Annotated in this window: 13 protein-coding genes; all 13 read right to left on the bottom strand. The window is 72.4% G+C overall.

Annotation, left to right across the window (positions count from 1 at the left end; genetic code table 11):
• Positions 1–87 precede the first annotated feature (87 nt).
• Positions 88–1,134: a protein translocase subunit SecF gene (gene secF / locus FED44_RS07990; protein ID WP_117408936.1), complete on the bottom strand. Its 1,047-nt coding sequence runs from the start codon at positions 1,132–1,134 to the stop codon at positions 88–90.
• Positions 1,134–2,849 (bottom strand): protein translocase subunit SecD, encoded by a 1,716-nt coding sequence (secD, locus tag FED44_RS07985; protein WP_316246850.1) that lies wholly within the window; start codon positions 2,847–2,849, stop codon positions 1,134–1,136. The genes secF and secD overlap by 1 nt, the downstream gene beginning before the upstream one ends.
• A 98-nt stretch (positions 2,850–2,947) precedes the next feature.
• A complete protein-coding gene (gene yajC / locus FED44_RS07980; protein WP_117408937.1) occupies positions 2,948–3,304 on the bottom strand; it encodes a preprotein translocase subunit YajC in 357 nt (118 codons plus the stop codon).
• A 271-nt stretch (positions 3,305–3,575) separates the two neighbouring features.
• Entirely contained in the window at positions 3,576–4,622 is a 1,047-nt protein-coding gene (ruvB, locus tag FED44_RS07975) for a Holliday junction branch migration DNA helicase RuvB (protein ID WP_244301780.1), read from the bottom strand.
• A 196-nt stretch (positions 4,623–4,818) separates the two neighbouring features.
• On the bottom strand, positions 4,819–5,436 hold the full coding sequence (ruvA, locus tag FED44_RS07970; RefSeq protein WP_117408939.1) for a Holliday junction branch migration protein RuvA: 618 nt from the start codon (positions 5,434–5,436) through the stop codon (positions 4,819–4,821).
• Between the two features lie 88 nt (positions 5,437–5,524).
• Entirely contained in the window at positions 5,525–6,076 is a 552-nt protein-coding gene (gene ruvC / locus FED44_RS07965; protein WP_138460278.1) for a crossover junction endodeoxyribonuclease RuvC, read from the bottom strand.
• A gap of 95 nt (positions 6,077–6,171) precedes the next feature.
• Positions 6,172–7,428: a GNAT family N-acetyltransferase gene (locus FED44_RS07960; protein ID WP_138460219.1), complete on the bottom strand. Its 1,257-nt coding sequence runs from the start codon at positions 7,426–7,428 to the stop codon at positions 6,172–6,174.
• A 100-nt stretch (positions 7,429–7,528) separates the two neighbouring features.
• The gene (locus FED44_RS07955; RefSeq protein WP_117408942.1) at positions 7,529–8,281 is read right to left on the bottom strand and encodes a YebC/PmpR family DNA-binding transcriptional regulator; all 753 of its coding nucleotides are present in this window, start codon (positions 8,279–8,281) and stop codon (positions 7,529–7,531) included.
• Between the two features lie 3 nt (positions 8,282–8,284).
• On the bottom strand, positions 8,285–8,875 hold the full coding sequence (pdxT, locus tag FED44_RS07950; RefSeq protein WP_117408943.1) for a pyridoxal 5'-phosphate synthase glutaminase subunit PdxT: 591 nt from the start codon (positions 8,873–8,875) through the stop codon (positions 8,285–8,287).
• A 63-nt stretch (positions 8,876–8,938) separates the two neighbouring features.
• The gene (locus tag FED44_RS07945) at positions 8,939–9,364 is read right to left on the bottom strand and encodes a MarR family winged helix-turn-helix transcriptional regulator (protein ID WP_117408944.1); all 426 of its coding nucleotides are present in this window, start codon (positions 9,362–9,364) and stop codon (positions 8,939–8,941) included.
• 128 nt (positions 9,365–9,492) lie between these two features.
• Positions 9,493–11,067, bottom strand: a complete 1,575-nt coding sequence (locus tag FED44_RS07940; protein ID WP_244301779.1) for an alkaline phosphatase D family protein — start codon at positions 11,065–11,067, stop codon at positions 9,493–9,495.
• Between the two features lie 317 nt (positions 11,068–11,384).
• Positions 11,385–12,299, bottom strand: a complete 915-nt coding sequence (pdxS, locus tag FED44_RS07935) for a pyridoxal 5'-phosphate synthase lyase subunit PdxS (RefSeq protein ID WP_117408946.1) — start codon at positions 12,297–12,299, stop codon at positions 11,385–11,387.
• Between the two features lie 151 nt (positions 12,300–12,450).
• Complete coding sequence (locus FED44_RS07930; protein ID WP_138460217.1) at positions 12,451–13,455, bottom strand: DUF3048 domain-containing protein; 1,005 nt, start codon at positions 13,453–13,455, stop codon at positions 12,451–12,453.
• Positions 13,456–13,459: the final 4 nt, after the last annotated feature.

The raw sequence follows: 13,459 nt of genomic DNA, 5'->3' as shown, positions 1-13,459 counted from the left end.
GCGCCATGGGAGGGCCCGGGCGCACGTGAACGCGCCCCCGGAACCCGAGCGGGTTCCGGGGGCGCCTCCGTGGTGTGCGCGACGCGCTCAGCGCTTCTTGCGCTTGTCGTCGGGCGGGGTCGTGCCCTGCGAGCCCGCCGAGACCGGCTCCTTGACCGTACGGGCGGCCTTGGCGGTGGAGACCTCCTTGGCGTGCACCCGCCGGGCGAGCGCCTGCCACTTGGGCTCCCGCTCCTTGAGCGTGACCAGGATCGGCGTCGCCACGCACAGGGAGGAGTAGGTGCCGACGATCATGCCGACGAACAGGGCCAGCGACAGGTCCTTCAGCGTGCCCGCGCCGAGCAGCGTGGTGCCGATGAACAGGATCGCCGCCACCGGCAGGATCGCGACCAGCGAGGTGTTCAGCGACCGGATCAGCGTGTGGCTGAGCGCGTTGTTGGCGGCCTGCGTGTAGGTCATCTTCGCGCCCGTGCCGAGCTTGCCCGTCACCTCCTTGATCATGTCGAAGACGACGACCGCGTCGTACAGCGAGTAACCGAGGATGGTGAGGAAGCCGAGCATGGTCGCCGGGGTGACCTCGAAGCCGGACCAGGCGTAGACGCCCGCCGTGATCACGAGGTCGTGGACGAGGGCGACGATCGCCGCGAGGGCCATCCGCCACTCGAACGCCACGGACAGGTACAGCATGATCGCGATCATGAAGACCGCGAGGCCGATCCAGGCCTTCTGGGAGACCTCGCCACCCCAGGTCGCGCCGATGACCTGTGAGCTGACCTGGTTCTCCGGGACGCCGTACTTCTGGGAGACCGTCTGCTGGACCTTGGTCACCTCCTCGGCCTTGAGGCTCTCGGTGGTGACCCGCCAGTTCGGACCGGCCTGCTGGACGATGACCTGGTGGGGCCCGGCCTCCGCGACCGTCTCCCGGACCTGCTCGATGCTGGAGCCGGGCGTGCGGGCGAAGTCGAAGACCGAGCCGCCGCGGAACTCCACGCCCAGGTTCAGCCCCTGGTTGACGATGAGGCCCAGGATCGACAGGGCCAGCAGGAGTGCCGAAAGGCCGTACCAGGTCTTGCGCTTGCCGACGAAGTCGATGTCGATGTCGCCGCGGTAGAGGCGGCTGATCACTCCCGGCATCACGCCTCCTGCAGGGTCTGCTCGGCGCGGCCGGTGCGGCCCATGCGCTCCGCGTCGAGTCCGGACAGCTTGTGGCCCTTGGCGAAGAACCGCATCCGCGCCACGAGGGACATCAGCGGCTTGGTGAAGAGGAACACGACCACGATGTCGATGAGCGTCGTCAGGCCCATCGCGAACGCGAAGCCGGCCACGTCGCCCACCGCGAGGAAGTAGAGCACCACCGCGGCGATGAACATGACGGCGTCGGCCACCAGGATGGTGCGCCGGGCGCGCCGCCAGGCCACCTCCACCGCCGAGCGCAGCGTACGGCGGCCTTCCTTGATCTCGTCGCGGATCCGCTCGAAGTAGACGATGAACGAGTCGGCCGTGATGCCGATGGAGACCACGAGGCCGATGATGTGCGGCAGCGAGAGCCGGAAGCCCGCGTTGTGGCTCAGGACGTCGACGGTCAGGAACGTGACGACCGCCGCCACGCACAGGCTGGCCATGCCGATGAGCCCGAGGCCGCGGTAGTAGAGCAGCAGGTAGAGCATGACGATGATCAGCCCGATGGCGCCGGAGATGAGGCCGCCGTGGAGCTGGTCCTGGCCGAGCGTCGAGGAGACCGACACGACCGAGCTCTGCTTGAACTTCAGCGGCAGCGCGCCGTACTTGAGCTGGTCGGCCAGGTCGGTGGCGGTCACCTGGGTGAAGCTGCCGGAGATGCGGGCGCTGCCGCCGGGGATGGCCTCCTCGATCGTCGGTGCGACGATGACGACGCCGTCCAGCACGTTGGCGAGCTGGTTGCGCGGGGCCGGCAGGCTGGTGATGCGCCGGGTGATGTCGGCGAACTGCGTGGCGCCCTTCGACTTGAAGTTCACCTGGACGATCCACTCACCGGTGGTGGGGTCCGTGCCCGCCTGGGCGCCGCTGATCTCGGTGCCCTGTACGGCGGCCTTGTCCAGGATGTAGCGGGCCGAGCCGTCGTCGCTGCAGGCGACGATCTGCTTGTTCGGGTCGTCGAGGGCGCCCTGGCCGCGGTTCTTCGCGCTGCAGTCGATGTTGCGGAACTCGGTGAGCAGCGCCTGGTCGATGCCGCTCGTGTCCTGGCCCGCCAGCGGGTCGCTCGCGTCCTCGGGCGCGGCGCTCGACGACGGCGCGGCGGAGGCGGAGGCCGAGGGAGAGGCCTTCGCGGCACGGCCGCCGGACGTCGTGGCCCGCTTGGTCTCGCTCGGCTCCGGCGTCGGCGCGGTCAGCGCCTTCGACAGCGCCCGGCCGGCCGGCGTGGCGTTCCCGCTCGGGGCCGCGCTGGCCTTGGCCGTCGAGGCCACGCCTGGGGAGGCCGCCGGGGAGGCCGCGGCCGAGCCGCTCGGAGCCGGCGCGGCGGTGGACGGCTGGACCGGCGGCGCCTTGGCCGCGGCCACCGCGAGCACCTGCCGCATGCGCAGTTCGGCCGTGGTGGACACCAGCTTGAGCGCCTCGTCCCGGCCCGCTCCCGGGATCTGGATCACGATGTTGTCGTTCGACTTCGCGACCTGGGCGTCGGAGATGCCGGTGCCGTTGACGCGCTGCCGGATGATCGTCACGGCGCGGTCGAGGCTCTCCTGCGAGGGAGTCTTCCCGTTCGCCAACACCGGCGAGAGCGTCACGGTGGTGCCGCCCGCGAGGTCGAGGCCGAACTTGGGGACGAACGCCTTCTGGAGGGCGACCGTCGCGCCCATGACAATGATGAGCACGAGGAGCAGCAGGAGTGTGCGTCCCGGCTTGCTCTGGCTACTGGTCGGTGGGGCCACTGGAGGTCAGTTCTTTCGTCGAAAGGTTGCGATCAGCCTACTCAGGACTGCTTGGTGCTCGTATCGTCGCCGTTCCCCGTGTCGGGACCGCCGGTCACGGTCTCCTCGGTCTCCACGTCGGTCACGTCGTCCACCGGAGTGAGCACCCGGCCGATCGCCGCCTTGACCCAGCGGGTCTCGACGCCCGGCGCGAGCTCCAGCACGACGTCGTCGTCCTCAAGGGCGACCACCGTCGCGAACAGGCCTGTCGTGGTCATGACCCGGACGCCCGGGGTGAGGGAGTTCTGCATCTGGACCTGCTCCTGCTGCCGCTTGCGCTGCGGGCGGATCAACAGGAAGTAGAAAACCACTACCAGCAAGATCAGTGGCAGGAACGTCCCAAGCGGGTTGTTACCCACGGGGGCCACCCTTCCGTAACGTGATGAACCGGCCTGACGCCGGAGGTCTGGTGCGCTGCGACACGCGGGCCACCGCGGCGCTGCTCGCGCCGGCGTGAGCGGCCAGTCAAGCCACGCAGTGTATGCGAGCCCGCCGAAGCCCGGCAACGAACCCACGGCTCGGCGAGCAGGAAAGTTCCCGTTTCATGGGCTTCGCAATCGGTCTGTTACCTCTTTGCCCCGGTTTCCGCTTCCAACTGGGGGTCCGGAGGGCGCTCCACGGAGAGGGAGATCAGCCCTCGAAGAGCGTGGGCGCCGCGGGCGACCCGAAGTTGTCAGGAGGCGGTGTCAGACCGAGATGCGCCCACGCGGAGGCGGTGGCGACCCGGCCGCGCGGGGTGCGGGCCAGCAGGCCCTGCCGCACCAGGAAGGGCTCGGCCACGACCTCGACGGTCTCCGGCTCCTCCCCCACCGCGACCGCGAGCGTCGACAGGCCCACCGGGCCGCCGCCGAACTTGCGCAGCAGCGCGTCGAGCACCGCCCGGTCGAGCCGGTCGAGCCCTTCCGCGTCCACCTCGTAGAGGTTCAGCGCCGCCGCCGCGATCTCCCTGGTCACCACGCCCTCCGCGCGGACCTCGGCGAAGTCGCGCACCCGCCTGAGCAGGCGGTTGGCGATCCGGGGCGTGCCGCGCGAGCGGCGGGCGATCTCCAGGGCGCTGTCGTCGGGCAGCTCCACCGACAGCAGGCGGGCGGAGCGCCGCAGCACCCGCTCCAGCTCCCCCACCTCGTAGAAGTCCATGTGGGCGGTGAAGCCGAACCTGTCGCGCAGCGGCGCGGGCAGCAGGCCCGCCCGGGTGGTGGCCCCCACCAGCGTGAACGGGGCGATGTCGAGGGGGATCGAGGTGGCGCCGGGGCCCTTGCCGACGACGATGTCGACCCGGAAGTCCTCCATCGCGAGGTAGAGCATCTCCTCGGCGGGCCGGGACATCCGGTGGATCTCGTCGATGAACAGGACCTCGCCCTCCGTCAGGGTGGACAGGATCGCGGCGAGGTCGCCCGCGCGCTCCAGCGCGGGGCCGGAGGTCATCCGCAGCGGCGCGCCCAGCTCCGCCGCGATGATCATGGCGAGCGTGGTCTTGCCCAGCCCCGGGCCGCCGCTCATCAGCACATGGTCGGGCGGCCGGTTGCGGCGCAGCGCGCTCTCCAGGACCAGCGAGAGCTGCTCGCGCACGCGGCCCTGCCCGATGAACTCGTCGAGGCGCCTCGGACGCAGCGCGGCCTCGATCGCCCGCTCGTCGCCCTCGGGCTCGGGCGACACGAGATCCCGCTCCACACTCACTGGGCACCATCCGCTCGGCCTGCCGGGAACCATCCGCTTCCCGGTGAATCTTTCATCGAACCGCCCGGCCCTCGCGAACCACCCGGCCCGGCCGGCCCGCCCGGCGCCCTCCGAGCCCGCCTCCCGAGTCCGGCCGGCAGACCCGCTGCCGGACCCGTTGCCGCATCGGGCCCGCCTCCCCCGTGACCGCCGATGCTCACCGGACGCTCAGGGCGCGCAGGGCCGACTTCAGCAACGCGGCCACCTGCGGGGCGCGACCGGCCGCGACCTCCGCGTCGGCCTCCGGGGCCACGGCCGCGACCGCCTCGTCGGCGTCCCTGGCCGAGTAACCGAGCCCGACCAGGCCGGAATGCACCTGGTCGCGCCACGCGGGGCGGGCGCCGCCGTTCAGCGCCGCGTCGACGGCCTGCGCGGGCGCGCCGAGCCTGTCCTTCAGTTCGAGCACGATGCGCTGCGCGCCCTTCTGCCCGATCCCGGGCACCATCGTCAGGGCCTTGAGATCGGCGCTCGCCACGGCCATCCGCAACGCGTTGGGCGCGTGCACGGCGAGCATGGCGAGGGCGAGGCGCGGGCCGACCCCGCTGGCCGTCTGCAGCAGCTCGAAGACGGCGCGCTCGTCGTCGGAGGCGAAGCCGTACAACGTGAGCGAGTCCTCACGCACCACGAGCGAGGTGGACAGCCGGGCGGGCTCGCCGGCGCGCAGCCCGGCCAGGGTCCCCGGCGCGCAGTGGACGAGCACTCCGACGCCGCCCACCTCGACCACGGCGCTGTCGGCGCCGACCGCCGTCACCTGCCCCGCAACGGATGCGATCACCGCGTGCTCCCTCCCCGGACCGGACGCCCGGCCGCGACCGCACCGGGCCTCCCAGTCCTACCAGAGCCCCTGGGGGCCGCGTACGGGGTCACGCGTCCTCCCGGCGTACGGGGGCAGGTCGCGGGGCGGAGCGGGCACGGGCCAGGGCGTCGGCCAGGCGGTGCTGCACGCCGCCGCGCCAGACGTGGCAGATGGCCAGGGCGAGCGCGTCGGCCGCGTCCGCGGGCTTCGGCATGGCGTCGAGCCGCAGCAGCCGGGTGACCATGGTGCCGACCTGCTTCTTGTCGGCGTTGCCGTGGCCCGTGATCGCGGCCTTGACCTCGCTCGGCGTGTGCAGGGCGACCGGCAGCCCGCGCCGGGCCGCGCAGACGATCGCGACGGCCGACGCCTGCGCCGTCCCCATGACCGTGCGCACGTTGTGCTGGGCGAACACCCGCTCGACCGCGACCGCGTCCGGCTTCAGCTCGTCGAGCCACCGCTCGATCTCGGCCTCGATGGCGACCAGCCGGGCGCCGATGTCGTCGTCGGCCGGAGTCCGCACAACCCCGACCGACACCAGGCTCAGCGGCGCGCCGGGCCTGCCCTCCACGGCGCCGAGGCCGCATCGCGTCAGCCCCGGGTCCACCCCCATCACCCGCACGTGGGGCAATCGCACCGGCTCGCCTCTCCGCCGAACATCAGTTCGGTCGGTCACTCTACCGCGATCACCGGCGGCGCGGGGGCCCCGACGCGGCGTCAGAACGAGTCGATCATGTAGGCGGCGCAGGCGAAGGCGGCGTCCAGCGCGTCGTCGATCTCCGGGGAACCGCCGGTCAGCCGGCCCGAGCGCCGCAGCGTGGCCGTGGGCACCCCGGCGAAGAGCGCGGACGCGCCGCCGATCGTCAGCCGCGTCGCCTCGCCCGGCCCCGTGCCCGGCTCCGTGCCCGGCTCCATGCCCCGCCCGGTGCCCGGCGGCGTACGCGACGGCGTCACGGAGCCGGAGCCGCCCGCCACGCTGAGCGTCCACGCTCCCGAGTTGCCGGGACGCCGCAGGTCGGTCACCTCGACGAGGGTCTCCATCGATACCCCGGCGGGGAAGCCGCGTCCCGCGACCGCGGCGGGCAGGTCGATCAGCCGGAGCATCCACCGGCGCACCGTGACGTCGTCGTCCGACCGCTCGCGCAGCAACCAGAGCACGGGGTCGGCCGGGTCGACGCAGGCGTGCACCGACTTCGCGACGGACGAGGCGCTGCCGACCAGCGACCACAGCGCCCTGGCCGTCGCCTCCGACCCCGCCACCAGGTTGTCGACCTCGACGTCGCCGTCGCTCCAGCGGTAGACGACGAACCCGTCGCCGGCGAGGTAGCAGTAGTCGTCCTCGTCGGCGAGCCACAGCCGCCAGGTGCGCTCGTCGTAGCACAGCGGGCCGCTCGCGCGGGTGGCGGCGTGAAGCCCGCCGATCAGGGCCACCAGTTCGGCCGCGTCGCCCGGGCCCGCGCGGCGCAGCCCCGCCGCGCCGCCCTGACCACCGGAGCCATCCTGACCGCCGGTGCTGCCGTGACCACTGGTGCGGCCGAGCGTGCGCAGCGCCTCCGCGGGCAGCGTGATCCTCGTCATGCCGCCCGCGTGCTCGTAGCCCACGCTCCGGTACAGCGGGGTGGTCGCCGGGTAGAGCGCCGACACCACGTGGCCGAGCGCGGCGCAGCGGTCGACGGCCGCCTCCACGAGCGCGCGGCCCACTCCCCTGCCGCGGTCCTCGGGTGCGACGGTCACGCTGGACACGCCGCCCATCGACAGCGGCCGGCCGTGCCACCACTGGAGGTACGGGTTGATCCTGGCCGCGCCGACGAGCCTCGGCCCGTCGAACGCGCCCAGGTAACGGCCCTCCGGCAGCATGGGGGCGACCAGCTCACGCCAGGTCCGCTCGCCTTCGGCGGACAGCGGGCCGAAGGCGCGTCTCCGGTCGTCGAGCACGGCGTCCAGGTCGGCGGCGGTCAGATCGCGGATTTCCACGACGCGCCAAACTATGCCTATCCCGGTGGGGCGGGCCAGCGGTTTTCCGCCGGCCCCGGCCCGGCGGCCCGATCACGCGTACCGGCTGAGGCGGGCCGGGTCAGACGTCCAGCTTCTCCATGACGTCGTCGCTGACGTCGAAGTTCGCCCAGACGTTCTGCACGTCGTCGCTGTCCTCCAGCGCGTCGATGAGCTTGAAGACCTTGCGGGCGCCGTCCTCGTCCAGCGGGACGTTGAGGGTCGGCATGAAGCTCATCTCGGCCGACTCGTAGTCGATGCCGGCGTCCTGCAGCGCCTTGCGCACGGGGATCAGGTCGGAGGCCTCGGAGACCACCTCGAAGTTGTCACCGAGGTCGTTGACCTCCTCGGCGCCCGCGTCGAGGACGGCCATGAGCACGTCGTCCTCGCTCAGCGACCCCTTGGGGACGAGCACGACGCCCTTGCGGTTGAACATGTACGACACCGAGCCCGGGTCGGCGAGCGAGCCGCCGTTGCGGGTCAGCGCCACGCGCACCTCGGACGCCGCGCGGTTGCGGTTGTCGGTGAGGCACTCGATGAGGACCGCGACACCGCCCGGGGCGTAGCCCTCGTACATGATGGTCTGCCAGTCGGCTCCACCGGCCTCCAGGCCGCCGCCGCGCTTGCGGGCCCGCTCGATGTTGTCGATCGGGACCGAGTTCTTCCTGGCCTTGGTGATGGCGTCGTACAGCGTGGGGTTGCCGTCCGGATCGGGCCCGCCGGTCCTGGCCGCGACCTCGACGTTCTTGATGAGCTTGGCGAACAGCTTGCCGCGCTTGGAGTCCAGCGCCGCCTTCTTGTGCTTCGTCGTCGCCCATTTGGAGTGGCCGGACATCGCCTAGAACTCCCTCACCATTTCGACAAAATACGAGTGCACGCGCGCGTCGCCGGTCAGCTCCGGGTGGAAGGACGTCGCGAGCAGCGGTCCCTGTCGGACCGCGACGATCCTATCCCCAGCCGCGGTCCGGCCCAGCACCTCGACGTCCGGCCCCACCGACTCGACCCAGGGCGCGCGGATGAACACGGCCCTGATCTCCCCGCGCCCGGCGAAGTCGAGATCGGCCTCGAAGGAGTCGACCTGGCGGCCGAAGGCGTTGCGGCGGACCACCATGTCGATGCCGCCGAGGGTCTCCTGGCCCTCGACGCCGCCCTCGATCCGGTCGGCCAGCATGATCATCCCGGCGCAGGACCCGTAGGCGGGCATGCCCTCCTTGATCCGCAGCCGGATCGGGTCGAGCATCTCGAAGGTGACGGCGAGCTTCCACATAGTGGTCGACTCCCCGCCCGGGACGACCAGCGCGTCCACCGCGGCGAGCTCCCCCGGGCGGCGCACCGGGACCGCGGCCGCCCCCGACTCCTCCAGTGCGCGGACGTGCTCGCGCACGTCGCCCTGCAGGGCGAGCACGCCGATCTTCGGTGCGGACGTCACGGTTTCCCCTCCTGTGGTGACCCGTTCAGGGTATGGCCCCGGCCTCCCCCGCCCAAAACGCGGTCATGTCCGTCCCAGCTTGGCCAGGGCGGGCAGGGCGCTCTCGATGGCCGAGCGCTCCTCGGGGGTCAGCGCGCCGAGCCGGCGGGAGAGATACGCGATACGCGCCCGCCGTACGGCCCGCAGGCGGTCGCGGCCCTCGTCGGTGAGCTCGACGGTGCGGACCCGGGCGTCGGAGGCGTCGGTGCCCCGCGCCACCAGGCCGGCCTCCTCCAGGCGGTTGACCTGCACGCTCATCGTCGGGAGCTGCACTCCGTGCTCCTCGGCCAGCTCGGTCATCCGGCGGGGCGCCTCCTCCAGCGAGCCGAGCACGGAGTACTGCTGGGCCGTGACCGGCTGCCCGGCCGTCGTACGGCGCAGCAGCATCACGAGGTGACGCAGCTCACGCGACAGATGCTCGGCGAGCCGCCCGGTGTCGTCGGTCGTCATAGCCGGTCACGATAACGCCGCCGCCGGGGAACGACGCGGGCGGCGTCTCCGCGAGGACGTCTCCCCGAGGAGCCGGGGAGGACCCCCGGGAGCACGCCCGGAAGGACACCGCCGTACGGCCGCGCCGCTCAGGGGCGCTCGGTCTCCTGCCGGATCGTGTCCTCGGCCGTGACGTCCGCCGTCCGGGCCGCGATCGGCGGCGAGTACGGGCGCAGGTAGGCCTGCCGGACCCCGGGCACCCGGTCCTCGACGACGAAGGTGGCCCTGGTGCAGGCCTCCGCGCCGGGGACGCTGACCCGGGGCACCACCTTGAAGTCCGCGGTCATCGCCTCCGGCCCGACGCGGGTCAGGACGTAACCCCGCTGGTTGTTGTAGAACCTCAGGTGCGGATTGATCCGCAGGAAGGGGTGGTCGGCCGGGTCGGAGTCGGCCCCGTCGCCGGTCGTGCTGACGGAGGTCGTGACGAGCTCGGAGCCGACCGCGGGCCCGGCCGGGTCGTCGTAGTCCAGCTTCAGGTCGCTCGCCCAGTGCGCGTGCACGTCGCCGGTGAGCACGACGGGGTTGCGCACGCCGGCGTCCACCCAGCCCCGCGTGACGCGCCGGCGCGAGGCCGCGTACCCGTCCCAGGCGTCCTGGCTGGTGCGCGTGCCGGGCCCGGCGTCGCTGTCGCGCCGGGCGAAGAACACCTGCTGGCCGATGACGTCCCACCGCGCCCGCGAGCGCCGGAAGCCGTCGAGCAGCCAGGCCTCCTGCTCGGCGCCGAGGATCGACCGCGCCGGGTCGGCCGCCTCCGGGCAGTTCTTGTAGCCGTCGCCGCAGGCCTGGTCGTCGCGGTACTGCCGGGTGTCGAGCAGGTGGAAGCTCGCCATCCTGCCCCATTCGACCCTCCGGTAGAGCCGCAGGCCGGCACCGCACGGGATCGAGGTGCGGCGCAGCGGCATGTTCTCGTAGTAGGCGCGGAACGCGGCCTCCCGGCGCCGCCGGAAGGCGGGCCCCTCGTCCGGGTGCGCCGGCGTCTCCCCGGCCCAGTTGTTGTCCACCTCGTGGTCGTCGAAGACGACCAGCCACGGCGCGGCGGCGTGGGCCGCCCGCAGGTCGGCGTCGGTCTTGTACTGCGCGTGCCGCCGGCGGTAGTCCGCCAGTGTCACCGTCTCCGGCCCCTCGTGGTCGCGCACGTTGCCGCTGGGGGCGACGTAGGTGTCCCGGGCGTACTCGTACTGGTAGTCGCCCAGGTGGAGGACCAGGTCGGGGTGGTCCTCGGCGAGGCGGCGGTAGGCGGTGAAGTAGCCGTGCTCGTACTGGGCGCACGAGACGAACGCCATCGTCAGCGGCCCGCCGAACGACGCCGGGTGCGGGGCGGTCAGCGCCCGGCCGGCCGGCGAGAGGTACGGCCCCGCGCGGAAGCGGTACCAGTACTCCCTGCCGGCCGCCAGGTGGCCGACCTCGACGTGGACGCTGTGCCCCCACTCGGGGCTCGCATCGGCCACGCCCGCCCGTACGATCCGGCGGCAGCACTCGTCGTCGTAGACCTGCCACTCCACGGGGACGACGACCGGCGGCATGCCGCCGAGGCCGTCCTCGGCGAGCGGCCGCGGGGCGAGCCGGGTCCAGATCACGAAACCCGCGTGGTCGGGGTCGCCCGAGGCCACGCCGAGCGTGAACGGGTCGGAGCACAGGCCGCGCGCGGCACTCGCCCCGGGCATCGGGAACGGAGGGATCTCAGGAGATGCAGTCGCCGAGGCGGGCCTGGGAATCGCGGCGCCGAGTCCCGCGGCGAGTCCGGTGACGAGGAAGGCACGACGATCGAGGCCGGGCAACTGGGCTCCCTGGGACGATCGGCGGGGAGACGATCAGCGGGTGGGACGCCCGTGGCCTCGGCGATCGCCGGCACACAGCGAAAACGCCCGGCCGGGACGTCCCAGCCGAGCGAATCGCCTCACCGCCGGTCCCCCGCGGCCGACACGCCGCCGCCGGGACCCTCTTTTGCCTTTTCGGGAAACGCCGTGCCTGCCGGCGACGCCTACCAGCCGCGCTCGGCGAGGCGGTGCGGCACCGGGATGTCGTCGACGTTGATGCCGACCATCGCCTCGCCGAGGCCACGGGAGACCTTGGCGATCACGTCGGGGTCGTCGTAGAAGGTGGTGGCCTTGACGATGGCGGCGGCCCGCTTGGCGGGGTCGCCGGACTTGAAGATGCCCGACCCGACGAACACGCCCTCGGCGCCGAGCTGCATCATCATCGCGGCGTCGGCGGGGGTGGCGATGCCGCCCGCGGTGAACAGCACCACCGGCAGCTTGCCGGTCTTCGCGACCTCGGCCACCAGCTCGTACGGCGCCTGGAGCTCCTTGGCGGCGACGAACAGCTCGTCTTCGGGCAGCGAGGTGAGGCGCTTGATCTCGCCCCGGATCTTGCGCATGTGGGTGGTGGCGTTCGACACGTCGCCGGTCCCGGCCTCGCCCTTGGAGCGGATCATCGCGGCGCCCTCGGTGATGCGGCGCAGCGCCTCGCCCAGGTTGGTCGCCCCGCAGACGAAGGGCACGGTGAACTGCCACTTGTCGATGTGGTTGGCGAAGTCCGCGGGGGTCAGCACCTCGGACTCGTCGACGTAGTCGACGCCCAGCGCCTGGAGCACCTGGGCCTCCACGAAGTGGCCGATCCTGGCCTTGGCCATCACGGGGATGGACACGGTGTTGACGATGCCCTCGATCATGTCGGGATCGCTCATCCTGGACACCCCGCCCTGGGCGCGGATGTCGGCGGGGACGCGCTCCAGCGCCATGACGGCGACGGCGCCGGCGTCCTCGGCGATCTTGGCCTGCTCGGGGGTGACGACGTCCATGATGACCCCGCCCTTGAGCATCTCGGCCATGCCCCGCTTCACGCGGGCGGTGCCGACGGCGGCGGTCTCGTTGACTTCGGGGGCGCTGCTGGACACGGTGCTACCTCACGACGGCGGGCCTACGGATTCCTCTCCATGGTAGGTGCTGGCCGCTCCCGCGACTGCAGTGCCCACGTGTCGAAACCGATCACGCCGTTTGTCCGTCAGGTCGAACCCCGGGCGCGGCCGTGCAGGCACGGCCGCGAGCTCACGGGGCGACGGGCTTGCGCGACGCGAGCACCACCCAGACCTGGCCCCGGGCGAACGGCATCGGCTTCCCGTCGGCCGTGGTGTAGACGGTGCCCTCCTTCTCCGAGGCGCGCGACCACTTGACCCGGTACGCCTGGCCGTCCCGCAGCACCACCCCGGTGCCCTTCCCGACGGTGTGCACGAGCGGGGTGTAGCTCCCGGTGAAGTCGTGGAACTCCGAGCGATCGGTCTTCACCCACTGCACGACGATCGTGGGCGCGCCCTGCTGGCCGCCCTCGGCGGCCATGTCCTTCTCGCCGTCCTGCGTGACCAGCCAGCGCTTCTGGGCCTCCGACCAGGTGAAGGCGAAGCGGGCGGCCGGGTAGCGCACGTTGACCGTCTTCTGCGGCGTCCCCCCGGCGGGCGGCTCGTCGGAGAAGACGAACCCGATGTCCTTCGCCTTGCTCGCCTGCGGCGCCTTGGCCAGCAGCTTCCTGGGGCTGCCGACCAGGTTGTACGGCGCGACCCGGCCCGGCGCGCGGACGTACGCGCCGGGGGCGCGGCTGTCGGACACGTCGAACAGCGAGGCCTTCTGGACGAAGGGGATCATCTTCGTCTGCACGCCGGAGTAGGCGAGGGCGGGCTTGCCGAACATCGGCAGGATGTGCAGGTCGGAGATCCGGGCGCTGCGGACCGGCCCCACCTGCGCGGGGAGCTTGGAGGAGAAGATCGCCATGAGCCGGGTGAGCCCGCCCTCGACCTGCTCGACGTAGACGACGTCGGCGCTGCGCAGGCCGATCTGCGGCTTGCCCGCGTGGGTGTTCTCGATCTTCACGGCGAGTACCGGCCTGCGGGAGCCGACCGGGCGCCCGGTGAACGGGTGTTCCGGAGGGGCCGTCGGCGACGGCGAGGCCACCGGGCTCGCGGCCCCTTCCGACTGGGCGGCGGGCCTGTCGTCACCCGAGCACGCGGCTCCGGTGAGGACGACCGCCATGGCCAGTGTGAAGCCGATCCCTGCCCGCACCGTC

The organism is Microbispora triticiradicis, from assembly GCF_005864065.1.
Lineage (GTDB): Bacteria > Actinomycetota > Actinomycetes > Streptosporangiales > Streptosporangiaceae > Microbispora > Microbispora triticiradicis.
This window is presented reverse-complemented; position numbering and strand designations above follow the sequence as displayed.

Bases quoted from the DNA above. Each gene is read 5' to 3' on its own strand.
- secF (WP_117408936.1), bottom strand. From the start codon at position 1,134: ATGCCGGGAGTGATCAGCCGCCTCTACCGCGGCGACATCGACATCGAC.
- FED44_RS07945 (WP_117408944.1), bottom strand. From the start codon at position 9,364: ATGACGACCGACGACACCGGGCGGCTCGCCGAGCATCTGTCGCGTGAG.
- FED44_RS07955 (WP_117408942.1), bottom strand. From the start codon at position 8,281: ATGTCCGGCCACTCCAAATGGGCGACGACGAAGCACAAGAAGGCGGCG.
- FED44_RS07940 (WP_244301779.1), bottom strand. From the start codon at position 11,067: ATGCCCGGGGCGAGTGCCGCGCGCGGCCTGTGCTCCGACCCGTTCACG.